Origin of the sequence: Streptomyces sp. NPDC127092 (assembly GCF_042722475.1) — a bacterium.
Lineage (GTDB): Bacteria > Actinomycetota > Actinomycetes > Streptomycetales > Streptomycetaceae > Streptomyces.
Window position 1 is genome coordinate 76,724 of sequence record NZ_JBHXFE010000002.1, and the last position, 22,018, is coordinate 98,741.

Here is a 22,018-nt window from a genome sequence, read left to right on the forward strand (position 1 = left end):
GACCCAGCGGCCACCCTTCTGTGTGTCCCCCCGACCCCCCCAAAACACCCCCCCCCCCCCTCCTCCCCCCCCCACCCAAGGCCTGACCCCCCCTCCACCCCCCCCCGGGGGGGGGGTGCCCCCCCCGGACGGTCGCGGTGAGGCCGGATCGCCTCGGCCGCTCAGCGCAGGTCGAAGCGGTCGAGGTTCATCACCTTGTTCCACGCGGCCACGAAGTCGCGCACGAACTTCTCGTCGGCGTCGGCGGCGGCGTAGACCTCGGCGATGGCACGCAGTTGGGAGTGCGAGCCGAAGACGAGGTCGACGGCGGTCGCCGTCCACTTCACCTCGCCCGTCGCCCGGTCCCGTCCTTCGAAGACGTTCTCCTCCGACTCCGACGCCTTCCACTCCGTGCCCATGTCGAGCAGGTTGGTGAAGAAGTCCGTGGTCAGCGACTCCGGACGCCGGGTGAAGACGCCGTGCGAGGAACCCCGGAAGCCGGCGTTCAGCGCGCGCATGCCGCCGACCAGGACCGTCATCTCGGGCGCGGTCAGCGTCAGCAGGTTCGCGCGGTCGAGCAGCAGGGTCTCCGGCGACAGCTTCTCACCGGCCCGCAGATAGTTGCGGAACCCGTCCGCCCGCGGTTCGAGCACGGCGAACGCCTCCACGTCCGTCTGCTCCTGCGAGGCGTCGGTGCGCCCCGGCGCGAACGGGACCGTGACGGCGTGGCCGGCGTTCCGCGCGGCCCGCTCGACGGCGGCGCAGCCGCCCAGGACGATCAGGTCGGCGAGCGAGATCTTCTTGCCGCCGGTCTGGGCGGCGTCGAAGTCCTGCTTGATCTCCTCCAGTCGCCGTACCGTTCCGGCCACCTCGGGCAGGTCGTTGGACTGCCAGTCCTTCTGCGGCGCCAGGCGGATCCGTGCCCCGTTGGCCCCGCCGCGCTTGTCGGTGCCGCGGAAGCTCGCCGCCGCCGCCCAGGCCGTGGTGACCAGCTGCGGAATGCTCAGGCCGGAGTCGAGGATCCGGTCCTTGAGCGCGGCGATGTCCTCGTCCGCGACGAGTTCGTGATCCACCGCGGGGACGGGGTCCTGCCACAGCTGCGGCTCGGGAACCCACGGTCCGAGGTAGCGCGACACGGGCCCCATGTCGCGGTGGAGCAGCTTGTACCAGGCCTTGGCGAAGGCCTCGGCGAGCTGGTCCGGGTTCTCGTGGAAGCGCCGGGAGATCGGCGCGTAGACGGGGTCCTGCCGCAGTGCGAGGTCCGTCGTCAGCATCATCGGAGCGTGCCGCTTCGACGGGTCGTGGGCGTCCGGCACGGTGTCCTGCGCCGCGGGGTCGGTGGGCTTCCACTGGTGTGCGCCGGCGGGACTGCTGGTCAGCTCCCAGTCGTACCGGAAGAGGTTGTCCAGGTAGCCGTTGTCCCACTTCGTCGGCTCGTTGGTCCACGCGCCTTCGAGCCCGCTGGTGAGGGTGTCGGCGCCGCTGCCGCTGCCGTGGGTGTTGCGCCAGCCGAGGCCCTGCTGCTCGAGGGGGGCGGCCTCCGGTTCGGGGCCGAGGTACGAGGGGTCGACGGCGCCGTGGCACTTGCCGAAGGTGTGGCCGCCGACGATGAGGGCGACGGTCTCCTCGTCGTTCATGGCCATGCGCCCGAAGGTCTCCCGGATGTCGCGGGCGGCGGCCAGCGGGTCCGGGTTGCCGTTGGGGCCCTCCGGGTTGACGTAGATCAGGCCCATCTGCACGGCGCCGAACGGCTTGGCGAGTTCACGGTCGCCGCTGTAGCGCTCGTCGCCGAGCCAGGTGTCCTCGGGGCCCCAGAAGATCTCCTCGGGCTCCCAGATGTCCTCGCGCCCGAAGGCGAAGCCGAAGGTCCTGAACCCCATGGACTCCATGGCGCAGTTGCCGGCGAAGACGAGGAGGTCGGCCCAGGAGATCTTGCGGCCGTACTTCTGCTTGACCGGCCACAGCAGCCGGCGCGCCTTGTCCAGGCTGGCGTTGTCCGGCCAGCTGTTGAGCGGCGCGAAGCGCTGGGCGCCGCTGCCGCCGCCGCCCCGGCCGTCCTCGATGCGGTACGTGCCGGCGGCGTGCCAGCTCATCCGGATGAACAGCGGTCCGTAGTGACCGTAGTCCGCGGGCCACCAGTCCTGCGACGTGGTCATCAGCTCGATGACGTCCCGCTTCAGGGCGTCGACGTCGAGGGTGGCGAACTCCGCCGCGTAGTCGAAGTCCGGGTCCATCGGGTTGGGCCCGGCCGCGTGCTGTTCCAGCACCTGGAGGTCCAGTTGGCCGGGCCACCAGTCCCGGTTCGTCCTGGGGCGGGTCGACGTCGGGGTGGGTGAGGGAACTGCTGGGTTTTCGCTCTCGCTGCCGGACACGTCCGCCCCTTCTTCCTTGCACGGTTCTTTTCAGGCTTTTCGCCCGTATCGTTCCGCACCGTGGTCCGCACGGCGAGAAGAACACGCCGTCGGGCGAGGGGTACGGATCCGCCGCGGGTGACGCGGCGGACGGTCAGAACCGGTCGGACACGAGGTCTCCGGCCCGGCCCAGCCGGCCGGCCCGGTCGCGGGCGGCGGCGGCCCGGGCGGCGTCGCCCAGCGCCTCCGCCAGGCGGGCCGTGCTCAGCCAGTTGTACGGGCTGTGCGGCCGCAGCGCGGTCCGCTCGCTGATCAGGACGCGTGCCATGTCGTGCCGCCCCGACCTCAGGGCCGCGTCGAGGAGGGTCTTCTGGAGGGCGTCCCGCTGGGCGTGGCTGCCTCCGATCTCGTGGAGCCGCCGGCGCAGCGGCCACAGCAGTGCCACGACCGTGCCGTGGTCTTGGGCCACGTGCGCGACCAGTGCCTCGCACACCGGCAGGCCGACCTCCGCGGTCATCGCGCGGTTGGTGACCGTCTCCGCTCCGGGCTCGGCCAGCCAGCGCCGGCGGTCGGCGATCAGCCGCTCCGCCTCCGCGACCCGGCCGGCGCCCACGTAGGACATCACCGCGTGCACGTCGTTGAACGCGTAGAACGGCGGGTCGGCGCGTGCGGACCAGGCGTCGGCGAGCGCCTCCCACCGGCGGGTCTGATCGGAACCCGCGAGATGGAACCGCCACAGCATGGCCGCCGCGTCGAGGAGTTCCATCGCGAGGCCCCGGGACTCCTCGTTGTGCAGTGCCGCGTCGTAGATGCCGAGCGCCGTGTCGGTGCGGCCCGCCTCCAGGGCGTAGAGCGCGTAGTGCCACCAGTTGTGCACCGTGAGGAAGTTGCCCTCGGACCAGTCACCGGTACGGGCGTCGAGATAGGCGATGCCCTCGGCGAAGCGGCCCTGCATCTCGTACGTGTGCACGACGGCGTGGATGGCCCACACGTCGTGGCGGTTCCGCTCGACCGCGGCCACTCCCGTCTCCCGGGCGTGGGCGTAGTGCCCGGCCTCCTCCAGGCCGAAGGCGTACATGCCCAGGAGCGGGCCGCGGTGGGGGTCGTCCTCCTCCCACGCGGACAGTGCGCCGCCGATCCTGTCCCGCAGGCGCAGGGCGTCACCGGTGAGGAAGTCGAGCTGGTGTCCGACGAAGAGCGCGAGCGCGTCCCGCGGGTAGGCGACGGTCAGCTCCTCCAGGAGCGCGCTGCCCCGCCGCAGGTCGCCCGCCAGGAGACTTCCGGCGGCGGCCGTGTGCAGTCGCTCCCGAGGGCCGAGCCCGGTCCTGTCGAGGCCGGCGGCGAACGCGTCGAAGCGCCGCCGCGCCGCCGCCGCGCCGGCCGGCTCCGTGCCCAGCACGCCCAGATAGGCCGCGAACGCCTGCGCCACCGGTGCGGCGGGCGCGGCCTCGAGGAGGTCGTCGACGGCCGCGGCGACCTCGGGCCGGAAAAAGAGCAGTGCTTCCACGGCACGGTCCAGGTGCCCGGCCGCCTCCGCCGTGCCGTTGTACAAGTCGTGACCGTACCGGTCGGTCGCCAACGCTGATCACCTCGTCACGAGAGCCTTACGGGAGCGGTGTCTGGGGACGGGCGCGCCGCGACGCCGGACGCCCACCGCCCACCTCCCATGGAGCCAGCAACAGGCGACGGGGCACAGTCCCTGAACAGGTGATGCCGGTGGAGAGCGGGATGACGCCGCCGGCACCTGTCGGCCGAGGAGGTCCGGCGAGTCCGGCGAACACGTCTCCCGATCGTCACCCGGTTGACAGGCGGACGACCCGGGCCAAAGGCCTTCTCGGAAAGTATGATCAGGCGATGTCTGACATGACCGAGACCACGCCTGGCTGGCTGAGCGTCGACGAACTGAACGCCGCCAGGGGGCAGATGCCGATCCTGTACGTCGAGGCCGTGCCCGTACGGGTGGACGACAGCGGCGAAGTCACCAGCATCGGACTGCTCCTGCGGATCGGCGCTGACGGAACGATCAGCCGGACGCTGGTGTCCGGCCGGGTCATGCACCACGAGCGGGTGCGCGACGCGCTGCTGCGTCATCTGGAGAAGGACCTCGGCCCGGTCGCCCTGCCCCGTATCCCGGCGTCGCTCCAGCCGTTCACGGTCGCCGAGTACTTTCCCACGGCGGGCATCACGCCCTTCCACGACCCGCGCCAGCACGCCGTGTCCCTCGCGTACATCGTGCCGGTCACGGGTGACTGCCGCCCCCGGCAGGACGCGCTGGACCTCGTCTGGGTCAGTCCTCAGGAGGCCGCCTCGGCGGCCTTGCAGAACGAGATGCCGGGCGGTCACGGCGTCCTCCTGAAGCAGGCGCTCGCGCATGTCGGTCACGTCTACTGAGCGCGTCGCCGCCCGCCCTCGCGGCTGAGTCGCCACCGCGGTGTAGGACACCGCGGTGCGGCGACCGCGGTGTCAGGAGACCATACGGGCCTCCTCCACCTCGGTGAGCCTGACCGTGCACAGTCCGCCGCGCTCGGTCTTCACGTCCGTCACCTTGAGCTGGGTGCCCGGCGCGAGGATGTACTCCTCCTCGCCGGTGAAGGCGGAGAAGCTGCGGATGCCGACGGCGCGCGCCGGTGTCACCTCGAAGAGGGTCCGCCTGCCGCGGCTGCCGAGGAAGGCGCGGGCCACGTCGGGCTCGGAGGTGCAGGAGGACACGCCCCACCAGGTGACCGTACGGCCGACCGGGTACTGGCTGCGCAGGTCCAGCGAGACGCCGCGCCACAAGGGCCGGGTGTGGGCGGGGAGGTTCGAGACCGCCGAGAAGAGCAGGCGCAGGTACGGGAGGTAGGGCAGCACCTTCGTGCGGTCCGGGGCGCGCAGCACGGCGTTGATGTCGCGGTAGAAGCCGGACTCGCAGGTGTAGAGGTAGAGCGCGGCGATGGCGTCCGCGGACAGGCCGCCGGCGGCGGCCGGCTCGTCGGCGCGCCGCTTGCCGAACTCGCGGGACCGGTCGATGTGGCGGCCGAGTCCGGACAGCACCTCGGTCACCGGGGCGACGGCGTCCTCGAAGGGCATCAGCGGGGTGTCGAAGACCCCGGTGATGGCGGGCAGGACGAGTCCCTCGTCCTTGACGCTGGTGAGCCGCTCCAGATAGAGCTGGTGCAGTTCCATGGTCGACGTGATGAACGCGCCCATGCGGCTCGCGACCTCGCGGTCGGCGCCGCCTGCCCGCTGCTCGTTCCACCCCTTGCTCGGCAGCCAGTCGATCTCGTCGGCGCCCAGCGAGGCGAGGGCCTCGTTGACGGTGGCGAAGTGGTCGCCTTCGCAGAAGAGGTCGCCCTGCGCCGCCGGGTTGGCGTGGTCGATGTGCCTGACCTCGACGTCCGGGTACTTCTGCTGGAGGCGCAGGACGATCTTCTTCAGGTTGCGCGCGTGGGCGCCCCACCAGGCGAAGACGACGCCGCGGTCCTCCTCGTCGGCGTCCTGCTTGGCCTTGAGGATCTCCTCGACGATCCGTTCGGCGACGGGCCGCCAGAACAGGGTGTGCCGGTCGGTGCCCATCGCGCCGTCGGCGCTGGCGGTGAGCGAGGCGTTGAGGAGCAGGACGCCCTGCGTGAGCATCGCCTGGAACCACTCGGGCGGCTGGACCGTGTCGCGCTCCTTCAGCAGGGCGCGGACGTCGGCGACCGGCGTCTTCCTGGCCATGCCGTACTTCCACATCGCCGCCGCCTTGATGATGCAGCGGATGCTGACCACCCTGCCGAACTGGCTGTCCTTCCAGTCGTTGAAGGTGTTGTCGAACATGGCGATGCCGGTGGCGCTCTCCGGCCGCGGGTACGGGTTCTGGCCGAAGACGACGACCTTCCACTTGTGCGGCGGGTTGGGCTTGAGCGCCTGGAAGGTCAGCTCCCGGACGGGGACGACCTGGGGGCTGCGGTTCTGGCCGATGAACTCGGCCGCGCCCGGCTGTGCCTCGATGACGGGCTTCAGGAGCGGAAGCCAGGCCTCCCCGCCGCCGGTGAAGAGCTCGGTGAGGCCCAGCGGGTCGTTCGGGTCGGGCTGGGCCGGCGTGGTGGTGGCGTCGGTCATGGAGGAAGGGCTCCCGGTGGTCGTATCTGCATGAGGAAGGTGGGGATGGGCGGCCGGCAGGCCGGGCCCGGCCGGGTCAGCGGCGAAAGGAATGCCCTTTCGGCGGCACGATGCGCACCCGCTGCGTGGGCGGCGCGCTCTCGATGCCGGCGAGCTGCGCGGTGATCGTGGTGCGCAGCTCGTCGTCGTCCTCGAACCAGTGGTCGTGGAAGAGCGTGTAGCCGGTCCACATGAGGTTGGCGCAGACCCGCGCCGGAACGCGGCCGGTCCGGGCGCCCATGCCGACCAGCGCCACCGAGCGGATGCTGCCCGGCGCCTGGCGGTTCTGCCGGTGGACGGCCTGGAAGGCCGCGGCGCACGCCAGGGCCACGTTCAGCGTGTCCCGCACGTTCTGCGAGGACTGCTCCATCGTCGGCGTCGAGATCAGGTACCGCGGGGTGGTCGCCCCGGACGGGACGCAGACCGCGCTGCCGACCGGGAGCCTCCCGGCGAACCTGTCGCGGATCGCCCGCTGCACGCGCAGCTGGATGCCCGCCCCGAGGTGCCGCTTGATGACGGCGTCGACCCCGCCGTCCATCCGGCCCAGGGAGTTGGTCGGGGTGACCCAGGCGTCGACGTCCTCGTCGAGGATCGAGCCGCGGCGGATCTCCATCCCCGGGGTGTCGGCGAACGCCGCCCGCCAGGCCTCCACCACGTCCTCGTTGACGTCGGTCAGCACGACCCTGAGCGTGGTCCCCATACGGCTGTCAGTCATCGTCCACCCCTCCCGGGAAACGGTCTCTCCAACTCCTCCGACGCTAGTGGTGACCACTGACAACGCCTTTGCGAGAAGGGAGCGATGACCTGCCGTCAGCCGGTCGGGCCGTCGAGTTCCGGGCCGGCGCGGGGCGGTCGGGGGCCGGAGGGCGGCCCCGGGCACGCGTCGTGGATACCGAAGCGCCCGGGGCCCCCTCTCGGCCGGGCGGCGCAAGGGGGAATTGCGCCGCCGGCCGTACTCGCGGCGCGTGCCGGGAACGCGACATCGTGGCGTTGTCCGCACCGGCTGCGGCCCGCGAGTTCCCAGCGCGCCGCCGTCTCCCGCCCGTCGTCCCCCCGGGCCGACAGGCACCGGGCCCCAGCCCCCGGGTCGGGCGCTACGTGTCCGGCAGCGCCCCCCGCCGGCGGCGGAGGTCGGACACTAAGCACCACTCTCCAGGGGTGACGGGAGGCGCGTGGTTTCTGCGCTCCGATTCTCACCGGTGTCACGCCCGCATTCCACGTAAAGGAACTGCAGAGAATTGCCGGCCGCACCGTGGGCCGTCACCCCTCGCGTCCGGTCCGGGGACGCGGAGGGTGCTCGACCCCTCCCGCGCGGGGGCCTGCCGCCCGTACCGTAGAAGCCGTACGAGCCGAGGAGGCACAGCATGAGCGCGTCGCCGCCGCACGAGCCGGGTTCCGCCGACGTCAGTCCGTACCGCATCACGGCCGGTCAGGGGCCGCAGACCCTCGGCGAGCTCCGCGCGGAGCTCGCCGGCATCGATCCCGTCGAACTGGCCGCCTTCGACGCCCGGCTGGGCGCCGCCCGCTTCGGGCGCGAACACGAGGCGGTCATCACCGAGGCGCGGCATCTGGTCGCGCTGCGCACCCGGCCCGAAGTGCGGCAGGCGATCCGTGCGTCGCTGGCCGGCGAGACGGAGCTCATGACCGTCGAGGACCTGTTCGCCGAGCTCGACAAGGGCACCGCCCCGTGACCCGCTGGGCCGTCGAGATCCCCCGCAGGCTCTACCACGAGATCGCGCGCCTCTCCCCCGGTGGGCGTCGCGCGCTGCACGACGCCCTCGCCGCTCTGGCCGAGGACCCGCGCCCCGCCGAGTCCCGGACCGAGCCGGTACGGTCCGCGGAACTCCGCCGGGTCGCGACCGCGCCGGCGTCCGACAACGGCATGACCATCACGCTGCTGTACCGCATCCACGAACCCGCCCCGGGCAGGCCGGGGCGGGTCGAGATCATCTTCCTCGTCGCCGGACCCTGAGCGAACCGCCCTTCCGTAAGGAGGAACGTGCGGTGGCGCCTCGGGGTTCCCCGCCCTGATGTGACGTTCCTCCACGGCCGCACGCCTTTCCGTCACGGCCGCCACCTGCGCATACTCCAGGCTCCAACGAGGGGAGCTGAGGGCACAGATGACGTCGGGTACGGTCTCCGCGGCAGCCTCGGGCACATGGCGCCTCGGTGATCTCACGGTCAACCGGATCGGGTTCGGCGCCATGCGCCTCACCGGCAGCGCCGCCTTTCACGAAGGCGTTCCCCGTGACCGCGGTCAGTCGATCGCCGTCCTGCGCCGCGCCGTCGAGCTCGGTGTGAACCACATCGACACCGCCGCTTTCTACTTCTCCCGGCTGCGCTCCGCCAACGAGCTGATCAACGCGGCTCTGGCGCCGTACGCGGACGACCTCGTCATCGCCACCAAGGTCGGACCGGCCCGCGACGCGTCCGGTGAATGGGTCGCGTCGGCGCGGCCCGAGCAGTTGCGCGGACAGGTCGAGGAGAACCTGCGCCAGCTCGGCCGTGACCACCTCGACGTGGTGAACCTGCGCATCATGGGCCAGTCCTCCGTCAGCGAGCACTTCGGGGCCCTCGCCGAGCTGCGCGACGCCGGGCTCGTCCGGCACCTCGGCATCTCCAACGCCCGGCCCGAACACCTGGCCCAGGCACGGGCGATCGCACCGGTGGTGTGCGTGCAGAACGCCTTCGGGATCGGCTCGCGGAGCGGGCGGGAGATGCTCGCGGCCTGCGCGGAGCACGGCATCGCGTTCGTGCCCTTCTTCTCCATCGCCGGACAGGGGCGCGAGGCCGGTGCCGTCCAGGCGGAGCACGACGAGGTCCTCGCCGTCGCCGGCGCGCACGGCGCCTCGCCGGCGCAGGTACGGCTCGCGTGGAGCCTGCGCCAGGGCGCCCATGTGCTGCCCATCCCCGGGACGGGCAACCCGGACCACCTCGCCGCCAACGTGGCGGCGGGCGCCATCCGGCTGACGGAGCAGGAGGTCCGGCTGCTCGACTCGGTCGGCGGCGCCGCTTCCTGACGCGGCGGCTCAGGGTCTGTCCGGCGGATCACGGCCGGGTCGCCCGGACAGACCCTGGTGTCGTACGCCGTTCAGCCCGTACGCCGGGCGGCGGCGCGGGCGCGGGACAGGGCCCGGCCGCCGAGGACCGTGGCGAGCAGGCCCACGAGGAGGGCGACGTAGGCGCCGCCCAGGCCGTTTCCGGTGCCGAGGCCGCCGTCGGCGGTGGCCGCGACCAGTCCGCCGAGGACGAGGCCGACGACACCCGCCGCGATGGCGGGCAGGGCGCCGGGACGGCCGGCCGGGCGCCTCAGGGCACGCCACGCGAGGATCACGCCGGCGAGGCCGATGATCGCGCCCACGGAGGAACCGACGCGTCCGAGGCTGAAGGTGTAGACGCTCGCGGCGAGCAGCTGGTCGGTGGCCATGGGGCGCTCCTTCTCGTACGGCCGCCGGGCGCGGGGCGCGCTCGACTGGTGCCGATGGTGCCCGCCGGGCCGGTCGCCGGTCGTCCGGCAGGCGCGGACACTTCGCGCTGCCGCGGCTGTGGCAGGTGCGGCGCGGATACCGCGGCCGCGGTAGTCCGCCACTGCTCCCTGAGGGGGATTCGCCTCGGCCGGCGGCCGGTCAGGGTGCGCGCAGGACGACGGGAGAGGCCGGTACGCGACTCATCCTTCACGCATCCCGCACTCATTCCTGATCTGAGTATCCGCACCGACGCGGGCCTCGGCCCGTGGCTCCTACGCTCCTGGCCATGATCTTCGTACGGGGCGATCGCCCGACCTCCGCCCGCGTGACCCTGTGGTTCCTGTGCGGCCTGCTCGTCGTGGGCGCGGGCATCGCCGGTGAGAGGCTGTGGAACGGACCGCCGTACCCCGCGGCCGATCCCGACCGGGTCGCCGCACGGCTCAAGGCCCAAGCGCAGTGGGCGTACGCCGAAGCCGCGCTGCCCGGGGAGGCGGAACCGTACTCCCGTGTGGAGACGGGCACCTGCTACAACCGCGGCCTGCGGTCCTTCGCGCACATCGACCGGGGGCGCCGCGACGTGCGCAGCTTCGAGCTGTCCTGGCGGGTCACCGGCGTGGCGGAGGGCACCGCCCGTGCCGCGCAGGAGCGGACCCGGCGCCGCCTGGAGCGCGAGGGCTGGAAGCTCACGAGCGAGGACCTCTCCGACCCTGGATTCCGGTTCGAGCACCCGGGGACCGGCGACAAGGTGGACGTGGGCTGGTACGAACCCACGGGGACCTACGTCTTGAGCACGTACGCCCCCTGCGGCCGACTTCCGGACGGCTTCGACCCGTACCACTGGCCGGCGGCGGACTGGGCGCCCCGGAAGCAGCGCACCGGCACCGGGGGCGCTTCGGAGTGACTCCGTCAGCTCCGGAGACGGGCGTTGAGGCGGGCCGCCTGCCGGGTGAGGTGGTCGCGTTCGGCGAGGTTGGTGGCCTTGCCGGCCGCGTCGGCGTAGAGCCGGGCCGCCGTCGCCAGGTCGCCGTCGCGCTCGTGGAGGTACGCCGCGACCGCCGCGTACCGGGGCAGCGAGCCGTCGAGTTCCGCGAGCGCCGCCAGGCCCGCCCGCGGCCCGTCCGCCTCGCCGACGGCCACCGCGCGATTGAGCCGCACGACGGGGCTGTCGGTCAGGCCGAGGAGTTCGTCGTACCACTCGACGATCTGCACCCAGTCGGTCTCCTGGGCGGTGGGCGCGTCGGCGTGGAGTGCGGCGATGGCGGCCTGGCACTGGAACTCGCCGAGCCGGTCGCGGGCCAGGGCCGCCTGCAGGACCTCGACGCCCTCGGTGATCGACGCGGTGTCCCACCGGCTCCGGTCCTGCTCGGCGAGCGGCACCAGGCTGCCGTCGGGCGCGGTCCGGGTGGCGCGCCGGGCGTGGTGGAGCAGCATGAGGGCGAGCAGCCCGGACACCTCGGGGTGGTCGACGGCGGCGGCGAGCTGCCGGGTGAGCCGGATGGCCTCGGCGGCGAGGTCGACGTCGCCGGAGTAGCCCTCGTTGAAGACCAGGTAGAGGACGCGCAGCACGGTGGCCACGTCGCCGGGCGTGTCCAGCCGTACGCCGGAGACGGTGCGTTTGGCGCGGCTGATGCGCTGGGCCATGGTGGCCTCGGGCACCAGGTAGGCCTGGGCGATCTGGCGGGTGGTCAGCCCGCCGACGGCGCGCAGCGTGAGGGCGACGGCGGACGAGGGCGTCAGGGACGGGTGTGCGCAGAGGAAGTAGAGCCGGAGCGTGTCGTCCGCGGCGGGCACGGGTCCGGGTGCCGGCTCCTCGGTGAGGAGGTCCTCGCGGCGGCGCCGGGCGGTGTCGGCGCGGGTCGCATCGAGGAACTTGCGCCATGCGACGGTGACCAGCCAGCCCTTGGGGTCCCGTGGCGGTTCGGCCTGCCAGACGCGGAGCGCCTCGACGAGTGCGTCCTGGACGGCGTCCTCGGCCGCCGCGAAGTCTGCTCCGCGGCGGACGAGGATCCCGAGCACGCTGGGCGTGAGGCTCCTGAGCAGCGCCTCGTTCATCGGGGAGGTCACTCCGTGATGGTGGGCCGCGCGGAGAGGAAGGGGCGCAGCTCGAGCCACTCGTGGATCGGCCTGCCGCCGGCGCCGGGGGCGGCCGACAGCTCCCCGGCCAGCTCGACGGCGCGCTCGTAGCTGTCGACGTCGATCACCATCCAGCCGGCGATGAGGTCCTTGGTCTCGGCGAACGGGCCGTCGGTGACCGGCGGGCGCCCTTCGCCGTCGTAGCGGACGAAGGTGCCCTCGGGTGCGAGCGCCTGCCCGTCGACGTACTCACCGGTCTTCTCGAGCCGGGCGGCGAAGTCGTGCATGTACTGCATGTGCGCCGAGATCTCCTCGGGCGTCCACTGGTCCATGGGCACGTCGTTGACCGGGGCCGGGGCGCCGCGGTAGTGCTTCAGGAGCAGGTACTTGGCCATGGCGTTCTCCTCGTGCTGGTGCGACCCATTGTGGTCGCGTTCACCCCGGGGACGGAGCCGGACCCGCGTTCTCGACATCGGCGCACGGAATTCCTTCGACTTCTTCCCGCGACGTTCTTGTTGTCGGTCCCGGCCCGTAGGCTTCGGCCACGAAGACCATCACGAGTACGAGTACGAGTACGAGTGCGGGCACGGCGCAGGGGGGCATGGTGGCGGGGGCGGACCAGAGGTGGGAGTCGGTTCTCGACGGGGTCGTGGTGTACGCGCAGGGGGCGCTGTGCACGCGACTGGCACGGGGCGTCGTGCCGTCGGACGGGCGGGTCCGGGTGACGGGGCTGCCGCGGACCGTGGACGCGGGTTCCCTTCGGGCCCGGGTGCTCGGCGGTTCGGGCGTACGCGTCACCGAGGCGCGGATCGAGACGGAGGCCGAGCCGGCCGACGACGGCGACCGGGACGCGCTGCTGCGCGAGGTCGAGCGACTGCGCGAGGAATGCGCCGCGGCGCGGGCGCGCCGGCAGCGACAGCTGGCGCTGATCGACGAGGTCGCGGCCCTGCGTCCGGTGCCGCCGCCGCGCAGGCGTGACGACCCGCCGCACCGGACCACACCGGTCGAGGCGTGGCTGGAACTCGCCGGGTTCGTCGACGAGCGGCTCACCGGGCTGCACGCGCGCCTCGCCGAGCTCGACCTGGCGCTGCGGGACCTGGAGCACGAGCTGTCCGTCGCCGAGGACAGGTTCGGCCGGGCCTCCACCGCCCGGCCGTCCGCGCGCGTGGCCACCACCGTGTGCGCGGTCGTCACGCTCGACGGCGCGCCCGGCGAGGACGGCGACGTCGTGGAGCTGGAGCTGGAGTACGGCGTGGCCGGCGCGGTCTGGGTGCCCGCGTACCGCCTGTCCTGTCGTCGGCAGGACGGCGACGGCCGGCTGGTGCTGCGCGCCTCGGTCGCCCAGCGCACCGGTGAGGACTGGACCGGGGTGCGGGTCGCGCTGGCCACCGCGGATCTGCGCCGCCGTACCGATCTGCCGCGCCTCGGCTCGCTCCGGATCGGGCGGAGTCAGCCCGCGCCCGCGCCTGCGGGCTGGCGCGAGCCTCCACCGGGGCTCGCCGATCTGTTCACCTCGTACGACGCCCAGGCCGGGCGGCTGCGCCGGCCGCGTACGGCCGCCGGGTCCGCCGCGGCGGCGGGACCGAGGGCCGTCGGGCCCTCCCCCGCTCCCGTACCGTCCCCTCCGCTGCCTCCGCCGTCGATGCCGGCGCCGGCGCCGGTACCGCAGGCTCCCGGGGCGGCGTACGGCGCGGCGCCCGAGGTCGTACGCGGTGCGCCGCGCGGCCGGGCGGCGGCACCCGCTTCCGCACCGGCGTTCGCCCCCGCGCCCGCGCCGATGATGCCCGCCGCCCCCGGCATGGCCGGGCCACCGCCGCCGCCTCCGACGGGAGGGTCGGTCCTGGCAGGAGCGGAGGCCGCGCGGTCCGCGCCCGCGGAGCCGGTGTCCGGTCCGCCTCGGCCGAGCGGTGACGAACTCGACTACACCGCCCTCGTGCTGTGCGGCCCGGACGAGAAGGGCGAGCGCCGGGGACGGCTGTTCCCCGGCGCCTCCTCCGACGTGGTGGCGGAGCAGCACTGGCGCCGTGCCGAGACGGTCGGCGCGCTGCCGCTGCCCCGGCATGCCGTGCGGCCACGGGAGTCGGCCGGTTCCTTCGACCACCGCTTCGACGCGGCCGCCCGCGCCGACATCCCGTCGGACGGCACCTGGCACACCGTCACCGTCGGCGAGGTCGCCGTCGGTCTGCGCACCGAGTACCTGACCGTGCCGTCCGTGGAGCAGACCGTCTACGCGACGCTCGTGCTGTCCAACACGTCCGGTCAGGCGCTGCTCGCAGGTCCCGTGGAGGTCACCGTCGACGGCGAGTTCCTGCTGACCGCCGGGCTGCCGACGCTCGCCCCGGGCGCGGTACGGCGCGTGGGGCTCGGACCGGCCGAGGGCATCCGGGTCACCCGGCGCACGAACCTGCACGAGTCGACGGCGGGTCTGCGCGGCGGCACGACCGTGCTGGACCACCGGGTCCACGTCGAGCTGGTTAACACGCTGGCCCGGCCCGTCACCGTCGAGGTGCGCGAGCGGGTGCCGGTCACCTCCGAGGCGGACGTCAGGATCGAGGAGCGGGCCGACTGGACGGCTCCGGAGGACGGTGCCGGTGCCGGTGCCGGCAGGAAGGACGACTCCGGACGGCCGCAGGAGCCGCCGGGTTCCCCGGGGCAGGAGGGGCCGGAGGGGGCGGAGCACCACGCCGCCGGCACCCGCGTCTGGCGGGTCGCGCTGCCCGCCGGCGGCACCGCCGTCCTCGACGGCGGCTACGAGATCCGCATCCCGGCCGGCAAGGCCCTGGTCGACGGCAACCGCAGGAGCTGACACACCCATGACCACGGCCCCGAAGAACACTCCGGCCCCGGCCGACGCGGTCTCCGAGCCACCGGCGTCCCCTCCGGTCGCGCTTCCCGTCACCTCCGTCACCTGTCTGGAGGACCGGGCCCACGTCGAGCGCACCGCCGTGCTCGACCTGGAGGCGGGCGTACGGCGGCTGCGGCTCGGGCCGGTCAGCGCGCTGGCCGTCGACCGCACGCTGCACACCGAGCTGACGGCGGATCATCCGGTGAGCGTGCTGGACGTGCGGATCGTCCGCAGCCGGCAGCCGTCCACGCCCGGTCCTTCCGCCGACGACTCCGCGCTGCGCGCACGCGTCCACGCCCTGGAGGAGGAGCGCTCCGACGGGGAGCGGCGCCGGGACCGGCTGAAGACCCGGCTCGACCTGCTCGGCCGGCTCGCCGCCGACCTGCTGCGGGAGATCGGCGAGGGCGCCGGGACGGGTGAGACCGACACGTCGCGCTGGGCCCGCGAACTCGACCGGGTGGACGCGGAACGCGACACGTACGGCGAGGAACTGCGGGCCCTGGAGGCCCGGCTGGCGACGCTCGGCACGGAACTCGCCGAGACCGAGCAGGCCTTGTGCGGGTCGGAGGAGGAGCCCGCCGAGCTGGTCGGCCATATCGAGCTGACGGTGGAGTCCGCCGTCGCCGGTCCGGCGCGGCTGCGTCTCGGGCATCTCACCCCGTGCGCGCTGTGGCGGCCCGCCTACCGTGCCGTGCTCGACGGGGGCTCGCTGACGCTGGAGACCGAGGCCGTGGTGTGGCAGCGCACCGGCGAGGACTGGTCGGACGCACGGCTCACGCTGTCGACCGCCAGGTCGTCGCTGGCCACCGATCCGCCGCGGCTGGCCGAGGACCGGCTGACGCTCAAGGACCGCACTGCGGAGGAGCGCCGGACGATCGCGGTCGAGCTGCGCGAGGAGAAGACCTCCGCGCTCGGTCCGCTGCCCGTGCTCGGGCTGCCGGGCGTGGACGACGGCGGCGAGGCGCGGGTGCTGACCGCTCCGGTGCCGGTACGCGTCCCCGGTGACGGCCGCGCGCACCGGGTGCCGCTGTCGGCGTTCACCACCTCGGTGCGCAGCGAGTACGCGTGCTCGCCCGAGCTGTCGCCGCTGGTCACGCAGGTGGCGCGGTTCGACAACCGGTCCGGGCACGCGCTGCTCGCGGGGCCGGTGGACCTGATCCGCGGCGGCGGCTTCGTCGGACGCGGCACGCTGGACTTCACGGCTCCGGGCGCGCCCGTCGAGCTGGCCTTCGGCAGCCGGGACGACCTCCGGGTGGTCCGCGGGACCGAGGAGGCCCGCGACACCACGGGGCTCGCCCAGCGGACCGTGGTCACCCGCACCGTCCGGCTCCATCTGTCGCGCTTCTCCGCTCCCGGCGAGCAGGGCGAGCGCGTGGTCGTCGTCCGGGAGCGGATACCCGTCTCGGAGGTGTCGGCGGTGCAGGTACGGCTCCGCAAGGAGGCCTCCTCCCCCGCGCCCGACGTCCTCGACGCGGACGGCATCGTCCGCTGGGACGTGGCGCTTCCGCCGGGTGGCCGGCGCACGGTCACGCTGGTCTACGAGGTTTCCGCGAAGGGCTCGGTGGTCGGCATCTGAACGCGACGGGCGGGCGCCGGCGGCTCGCCGTCGCCCGCCACGGAAGGTCAACGGCCCTGGAGGGCCTTGACGTTGTCGCCGAAGGTCCAGTTCTTCGAGCCGTCCCAGTTGGCGGACCAGGTCATCAGGCCCTTGAGGGCGCCGGCGTAGTGGGTCCAGGCCTGGGCCACGGCTGACGGGGCCATGTAGCCGCCGCCCGCGCCGGGCTGGGCGGGGAGGCCGGGTACCTGCTTGTCGTACGGGACGCGGATCGTGGTGCCCTGGACGACCAGGCCGCGGTTGAGGCAGTCGGTCTGGGCGACGAAGCCGGTGACGGTGCCGGCGGAGTAGGAGTCGCCGGAGCAGCCGTACATGCTGCCGTTGTAGTACTGCATGTTGAGCCACCACAGGCGGCCGTTGTCGGCGTACTTCTTGACGATCGGGAGGTAGGCGCCCCAGATCGAGCCGTAGGCGACGCTGCCGCCGGTGACGTACGCCGTCTCCGGGGCCATCGTCAGGCCGAAGCCGGCGGGCATGCGGGCGAGGACGCCGTCGATGATGTGCACGAGGTTCGCCTGCGAGGCGGACAGGGTGCCGATGCTGCCGCTGCCGACGAGGCCGGTCTCGATGTCGATGTCGATGCCGTCGAAGTTGTACGTCTTCAGGATCGGCACGACCGTCTCGATGAAGCGGTCGGCGACGGCCCGGGAGCTGAGGTCGATGCCGGCGGCGGCGCCGCCGATGGACAGGAGGACGGTGGCTCCGGCCGCCTTGGCGCGGCACATCTCCGTGGGGGTGGGGACGCGGACGGTGCTGTCCATGCCGTCCTCCCAGAGCACCGTGCCGTCGGAGCGGATGACGGGGAAGGCGGCGTTGATGACGTTGTAGCCGTGGGCGGCGAAGCGCGGGTCGTCGATGGGGGCCCAGCCGAAGGGCGGGTGGACGCCGTTGGCGGCGCCGTCCCAGTTCTCCCAGTAGCCCTGGAGCACCTTTCCGGCGGGCCTGGGCTTGAGGGCACAGGTCTCCGCGACGGTCCCGGCGGGCTGGGCGCCGCTGCCGGCAGCGGCGGCGGGGGCCGTGAGGGCGGTGACGGCGGCGAGCAGGCCGGCGAGTCCCGCTCCGAGGGCGTGGGCGATCCGATGACCTGGCATGCGTGCTCCTTGGGACGTGGGGGGATGGTCCTGAGCATGGGCGAGCGCGGGGCCGGAGGCGGGGCGTCTGGTCCGACCCCGTCAACCTCGACCGTAGATTGGTCCAGACCAAGCGTCAACACCACGGAGCCGAGGCGCAGTTGACGACACGGCCGCCCGGCCGCGCTCAGGACGTCCGCCCCGTCAGTCCGTGCGGACGAGCCGGTCCAGCTCGTGACCGATCGCCTCGCCAGTCGGCGTGTGCTGCGTCAGCCATGCCGCGAACCCATCCGTCGCGCCCTATCGTGAGGTGTGAGGCGTGAGGCCGAGGAGGGCGGCGTGAGGCCGAGGAAGGCGGAGATCATGACCGGACCGAGCAGCGGGTTCGCCGGGGCCCGGTCGCATCCGGTCTTCGCGCGGTTCTACGCCAAGGTCGCCGGGCCCGCCCTCGACAGGGCCGGGGCCGCCGAGCACCGTCGACGGCTGCTGGCCGGACTCACGGGTGACGTCGTCGAGGTCGGGGCCGGGAACGGGCTGAACTTCGGCCACTATCCGCCCGGCGTACGGCGGGTGCTCGCCGTCGAGCCGGAACCCCGGCTCCGCGCGCTGGCCCGCGAGGCCGCCCGTACGGCACCGGTCCCGGTGGAGGTCACCGCCGGGATCGCCGAGGAGCTGGCCGCGCCGGACGCCTCGTACGACGCGGCGGTCGTCTGCCTCACCCTGTGCTCGGTGACCGATCCGGGTGCCGCGCTCTCCGAGCTCCGTCGCGTGCTGCGGCCCGGCGGGGAGCTCCGCTTCTTCGAGCACGTGCGGGCCGAGTCGCCCGGCATGCGCCGCGTCCAGCGCGTCCTCGACGCCACGGTCTGGCCCCTGCTGGCGGGCGGCTGCCACACCGGACGCGACACGCGCGCGGCGATCACGTCCGCGGGCTTCTCCCTCGCCTCGATCGACACCTTTCCGTTCCCCGAGACCCGCGTCCCCTCGCCGGCCGCGACCCACATCCTCGGTACGGCGGTACGCCTCCCCGACTGACCCGCCCGCTCCTGGATCCGGGCCCGGATGCGGATCCCCGGTCCCTGGCCCCTGGTCCTCCGAATCCGATCAGTTTCGGAGAAGCCTCCGGCCGCATGTCCTCCCTAGCATGGAGATCAGTCAGCAAGAGCTCGAACAGCCGGCGCACAAGGAGTAGTTCAGCCATGACCGCGAAGAAGACCACCCGCAGCACCAGGACGACCGACGCCGAGGCCGACGGGTTCACCGCCGAGGAGCGCAGCGCCATGAAGGCCCGCGCCAAGGAGGTGCGGGCGGCCTCGCGCGCCGGTTCGGCCGCGGACAAGGCGGCCGCGGCGGAGGCCGAGGTCGTCGCCAAGATCGCCGAGATGCCGGAGGCGGACCGCGTCCTCGGCGAGAAGGTCCACGCCCTGGTCAAGGCCACCACGCCGGAGCTCGCGCCGAGACTCTGGTACGGCATGCCCGCCTACGCCAAGGACGGCAAGGTGCTGTGCTTCTTCAAGCCGGCGTCGAAGTTCAAGGCCCGGTACGCCACCCTGGGCTTCAGCGACGTCGCCGGCCTGGACGACGGCGTCATGTGGCCGACCGAGTTCGCCCTCACCGGCCTCGGCCCGGCCGTCGAGGAGCGGATCGCCACGCTCCTCAAGACCGCGGCGAACTGACCCTGATCACGCCACCGGCGCGCCGCCGCCCCGATCGGGGTCACTGCCCAGGACCGGACCCTGGCCCCCGGGGTCGAAGCCCGTGCCGGCCGCGGTGCCGGCTTCGCTGCCGGCCGCGGTGGGGACCTCGGCGCCGGCCTTGGCGCCGGCTTCGGCGCCGCTGCCCAGCAGGGCGGCGAACAGGCTCGTCGCCTCCGCGCCTCGCGGCAGGTCGCTGACCTGCCCGTCGCCGACCTCCACGACCTGCCAGGCGCCGGTGCCGGCGAGGCGGGCCAGGTCGGTGGTGACGAAGCGGCAGCCGAGTGCACGGACCAGCGGTCGTACGGCCGACAGGTCGGGGGCGGGGCGGACCAGTGGCGTGTCCGGGTGCGAGCCGACGAAGACCGGCCGTCCGTCGAGCCACCAGACCCGGGCCTCCTCGGCGCGGCCGTCGGCGTCGCGCACGTACCGCTCGAAGCGGCGCAGCACCACCCCGCCCGCCAGGAACTCACCCTGCAGCTCGACGAACCGCCCGACCACCCGTCGCAGACCGGCCGCGTCGGCGAGGTCGGGCACGAAACAGGCCTGCGCCCATTCGTGCTTGCGGGACTTCACGTAGTCCTTGACCACGGCCGGGCCGCGGCCGCCGAGTCCGGCGGCCGCCGCCGCGAGTGCCGCGTCCTGCGGCATCCCCGTGCCCGGGATCCAGGTGCTCGGCGGGGTGAGGCCGGCGAAGGTCGCGTACCAGCCGGGCAGCTCATGGGCGCGGGCGTAGTCACGGGACGGAGTGAGCAGCGTGCGGCCGCGCTCGGCGAGCGCCGCCTCCATCGCCGCGTACGCCGTCCGGGGCATCATCCAGCCCCGGTACCAGAGCGGTTCCGGTCCGGCCGGGACCCGCCGTACCGCCTCCCGCGCGTCTCCGGCGAGCAGCGCGTCGTGGTCGACGACCGCGTACCCGCCGCCGAGGTTCTCGGCCTGCCGCGCCTCTTCCGCGTAGTGCGGGTCGGGGCGGCGCGGGCGCAGGGGGTCTGACGGGAAGACGAGCATCGTCCGCCCGTCCGAGCGGGGTCGCGCGAGGGACTCCGGCCGGGGCTGCGAGAGGGGCTGGGCGAGGGACTGCGACAGGGGATCGGCGAGGGGCTGGGTGAGAGGCTCCGACATGGGCCGAAGCGTAGGGCGGCGGCGTCCTGGCCGAAACCGGTTTCCGTCCCTCCGACGGAGTTACCCGTTCCGGTGGTTTGGCCGAACTACGTGTAGACCGGATAGATGCCTGAGGCATGTAGTGGAGGGGTCAGCCGTCTTCGGAACCCGGCGACCGACTACCGACTACCGACGACCGACCGAGACCGAGACCGACGAACGGCCGACCCGTGACCGGTGACAGCCGGCCCGTGACCGACGACCGACCACCGCCGTCTGCGAGGCCCCCCATGACCGAAGTCGTGGCCTTCCCCCAGAACCGAACGTGCCCCTACCACCCGCCCACCGCCTACGACCCGCTCCGCGACGAACGCCCGTTGTCCCGTGTGACCCTGTGGGACGGACGGCAGGTGTGGTTCGTCTCCGGCCACCAGGCCGCCCGTGCGCTCCTCGCGGACCAGCGGCTCTCCACCGACTCCACCCATCCCGCCTTCCCGATCCCGACGGAGCGCGCCGCCGGCGTGCGCAGGCGGCGCCGGGCCGCGCTGCTGGGATGGGACGACCCCGAGCACAACACCCAGCGGCGGATGCTGATCCCGAGCTTCACCGTCAAGCGCATCGAGGGTCTGCGGCCGCGCATCCAGGCGACCGTGGACCGGCTCGTCGACGACATGGAGGCGGCGGGACCACCGGCCGAGCTGGTGAGCGCGTTCGCGCTGCCCGTGCCCTCGATCGTCATCTGCGACCTCCTCGGCGTGCCGTACGAGGACCACGACTTCTTCGAGGAGCAGTCCCGGCGGCTGCTGCGCGGGCCGACGAGCGAGGACACCGAGGACGCGCTGGCGCGGCTCGAGGGCTATCTCGGCGACCTGATCGACGGCAAGCGCGGCGGACAGGGCGAGGGCGTGCTCGACGACCTCGTCGCCCGGCAGCTGCGGGACGGGAGGCCCGACCGCGAGGAGCTGGTGCAGCTGGCGAGCATCCTGCTGATCGCGGGGCACGAGACCACGGCGAACATGATCTCGCTCGGCACCTACACGCTGCTCCGTCATCCCGAGCGCCTCGCGGAGCTGCGCGCCGATCCGGGAATCCTGCCGGAGGCGGTGGAGGAGCTGCTGCGGTTCCTGTCGATCGCGGACGGGATGCTGCGGGTCGCGCGCGAGGACGTCGAGGTCGGCGGGGTGGTGATCCGGGCGGGCGAGGGCGTGGTGTTCTCGACCTCCCTGATCAACCGTGACGCGGGGACCTACGCCGATCCGGACAGCCTGGACTGGGTGCGCTCGGCGCGGCACCACCTGGCGTTCGGCTACGGGATCCACCAGTGCCTGGGGCAGAACCTGGCCCGCGCGGAGCTGGAGATCGCGCTCGGGACGCTGCTGCGCAGGCTGCCGGGGCTGCGGCTCGCGGCACCCGCCGAGGAGATCCCGTTCAAGCCCGGGGACACGATCCAGGGGATGCTCGAACTCCCCGTGGCATGGTGAGGGGCCGATGATGCGCATCTCCATCGACACGGACGTCTGCATCGGCGCCGGCCAGTGTGCCCTGGTCTCCCCCGACGTCTTCACCCAGGACGACGACGGCTTCGGCACGGTCGTCGCGGGCCGTGAGAACGGCGCGGGGGGGGGGCCTGGCTCTGAGGGCGGACACCCCGTTCCGCTCCCAGGGACCAACCCCGAGGGGGGGGGAGCGTGGGCGGGGACGGGT

The 22,018-nt window shown here is 73.4% G+C and carries 19 protein-coding genes and 1 pseudogene; 11 read left to right on the forward strand and 9 right to left on the reverse strand.

Annotated elements, in window-relative coordinates:
* Nucleotides 1–161: 161 nt before the first annotated feature.
* Complete coding sequence (gene katG / locus ACFWJO_RS01970; RefSeq protein ID WP_386862892.1) at nt 162–2,351, reverse strand: catalase/peroxidase HPI; 2,190 nt, start codon at nt 2,349–2,351, stop codon at nt 162–164.
* Between the two features lie 133 nt (nt 2,352–2,484).
* The gene (locus tag ACFWJO_RS01975) at nt 2,485–3,909 is read right to left on the reverse strand and encodes a tetratricopeptide repeat protein (protein WP_386862893.1); all 1,425 of its coding nucleotides are present in this window, start codon (nt 3,907–3,909) and stop codon (nt 2,485–2,487) included.
* Between the two features lie 284 nt (nt 3,910–4,193).
* On the opposite strand from ACFWJO_RS01975, the gene ACFWJO_RS01980 reads away from it, so the two are divergent.
* Nucleotides 4,194–4,721: an NUDIX hydrolase family protein gene (locus tag ACFWJO_RS01980; RefSeq protein ID WP_386863090.1), complete on the forward strand. Its 528-nt coding sequence runs from the start codon at nt 4,194–4,196 to the stop codon at nt 4,719–4,721.
* A 72-nt stretch (nt 4,722–4,793) separates the two neighbouring features.
* On the opposite strand, the gene ACFWJO_RS01985 is transcribed toward ACFWJO_RS01980, so the two are convergent.
* Nucleotides 4,794–6,413: an ADP-ribosyltransferase domain-containing protein gene (locus ACFWJO_RS01985; protein WP_386862894.1), complete on the reverse strand. Its 1,620-nt coding sequence runs from the start codon at nt 6,411–6,413 to the stop codon at nt 4,794–4,796.
* A gap of 76 nt (nt 6,414–6,489) precedes the next feature.
* On the reverse strand, nt 6,490–7,167 hold the full coding sequence (locus tag ACFWJO_RS01990) for a macro domain-containing protein (RefSeq protein ID WP_386862895.1): 678 nt from the start codon (nt 7,165–7,167) through the stop codon (nt 6,490–6,492).
* A gap of 649 nt (nt 7,168–7,816) precedes the next feature.
* On the opposite strand from ACFWJO_RS01990, the gene ACFWJO_RS01995 reads away from it, so the two are divergent.
* The 3 genes from ACFWJO_RS01995 to ACFWJO_RS02005 all read left to right on the forward strand — a co-directional run bounded on the left by ACFWJO_RS01995 (nt 7,817) and on the right by ACFWJO_RS02005 (nt 9,472).
* Nucleotides 7,817–8,143: a hypothetical protein gene (locus tag ACFWJO_RS01995; RefSeq protein WP_386862896.1), complete on the forward strand. Its 327-nt coding sequence runs from the start codon at nt 7,817–7,819 to the stop codon at nt 8,141–8,143.
* Nucleotides 8,140–8,424 carry a hypothetical protein gene (locus ACFWJO_RS02000; RefSeq protein WP_384412954.1) on the forward strand — a complete coding sequence of 95 codons (285 nt, stop codon included), beginning with the start codon at nt 8,140–8,142 and terminating at the stop codon, nt 8,422–8,424. The genes ACFWJO_RS01995 and ACFWJO_RS02000 overlap by 4 nt, the downstream gene beginning before the upstream one ends.
* A 148-nt stretch (nt 8,425–8,572) precedes the next feature.
* On the forward strand, nt 8,573–9,472 hold the full coding sequence (locus tag ACFWJO_RS02005; protein WP_386862897.1) for an oxidoreductase: 900 nt from the start codon (nt 8,573–8,575) through the stop codon (nt 9,470–9,472).
* A 71-nt stretch (nt 9,473–9,543) separates the two neighbouring features.
* Here ACFWJO_RS02005 and ACFWJO_RS02010 read toward each other — a convergent pair whose 3' ends face one another.
* Complete coding sequence (locus ACFWJO_RS02010; protein WP_386862898.1) at nt 9,544–9,879, reverse strand: DUF6223 family protein; 336 nt, start codon at nt 9,877–9,879, stop codon at nt 9,544–9,546.
* A gap of 326 nt (nt 9,880–10,205) precedes the next feature.
* Here ACFWJO_RS02010 and ACFWJO_RS02015 point away from each other — a divergent pair, with 326 nt between their 5' ends.
* Nucleotides 10,206–10,820 (forward strand): hypothetical protein, encoded by a 615-nt coding sequence (locus tag ACFWJO_RS02015; protein ID WP_386862899.1) that lies wholly within the window; start codon nt 10,206–10,208, stop codon nt 10,818–10,820.
* Nucleotides 10,821–10,825: 5 nt separating this feature from the next.
* Here the strand turns inward: ACFWJO_RS02015 and ACFWJO_RS02020 are convergent, their stop codons facing one another.
* Together ACFWJO_RS02020 and ACFWJO_RS02025 are read right to left on the reverse strand one after the other, a co-directional pair.
* Nucleotides 10,826–11,971 carry an RNA polymerase sigma factor gene (locus ACFWJO_RS02020; protein WP_386863091.1) on the reverse strand — a complete coding sequence of 382 codons (1,146 nt, stop codon included), beginning with the start codon at nt 11,969–11,971 and terminating at the stop codon, nt 10,826–10,828.
* Between the two features lie 8 nt (nt 11,972–11,979).
* Nucleotides 11,980–12,387 (reverse strand): YciI family protein, encoded by a 408-nt coding sequence (locus ACFWJO_RS02025; protein WP_386862900.1) that lies wholly within the window; start codon nt 12,385–12,387, stop codon nt 11,980–11,982.
* A 206-nt stretch (nt 12,388–12,593) separates the two neighbouring features.
* On the opposite strand from ACFWJO_RS02025, the gene ACFWJO_RS02030 reads away from it, so the two are divergent.
* Nucleotides 12,594–14,798, forward strand: coding sequence for a DUF4139 domain-containing protein (locus tag ACFWJO_RS02030; RefSeq protein ID WP_386862901.1), 2,205 nt, complete (start codon nt 12,594–12,596; stop codon nt 14,796–14,798).
* A 7-nt stretch (nt 14,799–14,805) separates the two neighbouring features.
* On the forward strand, nt 14,806–16,413 hold the full coding sequence (locus ACFWJO_RS02035) for a mucoidy inhibitor MuiA family protein (protein WP_386862902.1): 1,608 nt from the start codon (nt 14,806–14,808) through the stop codon (nt 16,411–16,413).
* A gap of 47 nt (nt 16,414–16,460) precedes the next feature.
* Here the strand turns inward: ACFWJO_RS02035 and ACFWJO_RS02040 are convergent, their stop codons facing one another.
* Entirely contained in the window at nt 16,461–17,543 is a 1,083-nt protein-coding gene (locus ACFWJO_RS02040; protein ID WP_386862903.1) for a chitinase, read from the reverse strand.
* Between the two features lie 342 nt (nt 17,544–17,885).
* On the opposite strand from ACFWJO_RS02040, the gene ACFWJO_RS02045 reads away from it, so the two are divergent.
* Both ACFWJO_RS02045 and ACFWJO_RS02050 read left to right on the forward strand, forming a co-directional pair.
* Complete coding sequence (locus ACFWJO_RS02045; RefSeq protein ID WP_386863092.1) at nt 17,886–18,554, forward strand: class I SAM-dependent methyltransferase; 669 nt, start codon at nt 17,886–17,888, stop codon at nt 18,552–18,554.
* Nucleotides 18,555–18,718: 164 nt separating this feature from the next.
* The gene (locus ACFWJO_RS02050; protein WP_386862904.1) at nt 18,719–19,195 is read left to right on the forward strand and encodes an iron chaperone; all 477 of its coding nucleotides are present in this window, start codon (nt 18,719–18,721) and stop codon (nt 19,193–19,195) included.
* A 6-nt stretch (nt 19,196–19,201) separates the two neighbouring features.
* Here the strand turns inward: ACFWJO_RS02050 and ACFWJO_RS02055 are convergent, their stop codons facing one another.
* Complete coding sequence (locus ACFWJO_RS02055; RefSeq protein WP_386862905.1) at nt 19,202–20,335, reverse strand: ATP-grasp domain-containing protein; 1,134 nt, start codon at nt 20,333–20,335, stop codon at nt 19,202–19,204.
* A 269-nt stretch (nt 20,336–20,604) separates the two neighbouring features.
* On the opposite strand from ACFWJO_RS02055, the gene ACFWJO_RS02060 reads away from it, so the two are divergent.
* A complete protein-coding gene (locus tag ACFWJO_RS02060) occupies nt 20,605–21,795 on the forward strand; it encodes a cytochrome P450 (RefSeq protein WP_386862906.1) in 1,191 nt (396 codons plus the stop codon).
* 10 nt (nt 21,796–21,805) lie between these two features.
* Nucleotides 21,806–21,937: pseudogene (locus tag ACFWJO_RS02065) on the forward strand (ferredoxin); the annotation flags it as partial.
* Between the last annotated feature and the right edge of the window lie 81 nt (nt 21,938–22,018).

What these genes read in the sequence shown, in the direction of transcription:
- ACFWJO_RS02035 (WP_386862902.1), top strand. Translation starts at nt 14,806, where the DNA reads ATGACCACGGCCCCGAAGAACACTCCGGCCCCGGCCGACGCGGTCTCC.
- ACFWJO_RS02050 (WP_386862904.1), top strand. Translation starts at nt 18,719, where the DNA reads ATGACCGCGAAGAAGACCACCCGCAGCACCAGGACGACCGACGCCGAG.
- ACFWJO_RS02025 (WP_386862900.1), bottom strand. Translation starts at nt 12,387, where the DNA reads ATGGCCAAGTACCTGCTCCTGAAGCACTACCGCGGCGCCCCGGCCCCG.
- ACFWJO_RS02060 (WP_386862906.1), top strand. Translation starts at nt 20,605, where the DNA reads ATGACCGAAGTCGTGGCCTTCCCCCAGAACCGAACGTGCCCCTACCAC.
- ACFWJO_RS02030 (WP_386862901.1), top strand. Translation starts at nt 12,594, where the DNA reads ATGGTGGCGGGGGCGGACCAGAGGTGGGAGTCGGTTCTCGACGGGGTC.
- ACFWJO_RS02020 (WP_386863091.1), bottom strand. Translation starts at nt 11,971, where the DNA reads ATGAACGAGGCGCTGCTCAGGAGCCTCACGCCCAGCGTGCTCGGGATC.
- ACFWJO_RS02015 (WP_386862899.1), top strand. Translation starts at nt 10,206, where the DNA reads ATGATCTTCGTACGGGGCGATCGCCCGACCTCCGCCCGCGTGACCCTG.
- ACFWJO_RS02005 (WP_386862897.1), top strand. Translation starts at nt 8,573, where the DNA reads ATGACGTCGGGTACGGTCTCCGCGGCAGCCTCGGGCACATGGCGCCTC.
- ACFWJO_RS01990 (WP_386862895.1), bottom strand. Translation starts at nt 7,167, where the DNA reads ATGACTGACAGCCGTATGGGGACCACGCTCAGGGTCGTGCTGACCGAC.
- ACFWJO_RS02040 (WP_386862903.1), bottom strand. Translation starts at nt 17,543, where the DNA reads ATGCCAGGTCATCGGATCGCCCACGCCCTCGGAGCGGGACTCGCCGGC.
- ACFWJO_RS02045 (WP_386863092.1), top strand. Translation starts at nt 17,886, where the DNA reads ATGACCGGACCGAGCAGCGGGTTCGCCGGGGCCCGGTCGCATCCGGTC.
- ACFWJO_RS01995 (WP_386862896.1), top strand. Translation starts at nt 7,817, where the DNA reads ATGAGCGCGTCGCCGCCGCACGAGCCGGGTTCCGCCGACGTCAGTCCG.
- ACFWJO_RS02055 (WP_386862905.1), bottom strand. Translation starts at nt 20,335, where the DNA reads ATGTCGGAGCCTCTCACCCAGCCCCTCGCCGATCCCCTGTCGCAGTCC.
- ACFWJO_RS02010 (WP_386862898.1), bottom strand. Translation starts at nt 9,879, where the DNA reads ATGGCCACCGACCAGCTGCTCGCCGCGAGCGTCTACACCTTCAGCCTC.
- ACFWJO_RS01980 (WP_386863090.1), top strand. Translation starts at nt 4,194, where the DNA reads ATGACCGAGACCACGCCTGGCTGGCTGAGCGTCGACGAACTGAACGCC.
- ACFWJO_RS01985 (WP_386862894.1), bottom strand. Translation starts at nt 6,413, where the DNA reads ATGACCGACGCCACCACCACGCCGGCCCAGCCCGACCCGAACGACCCG.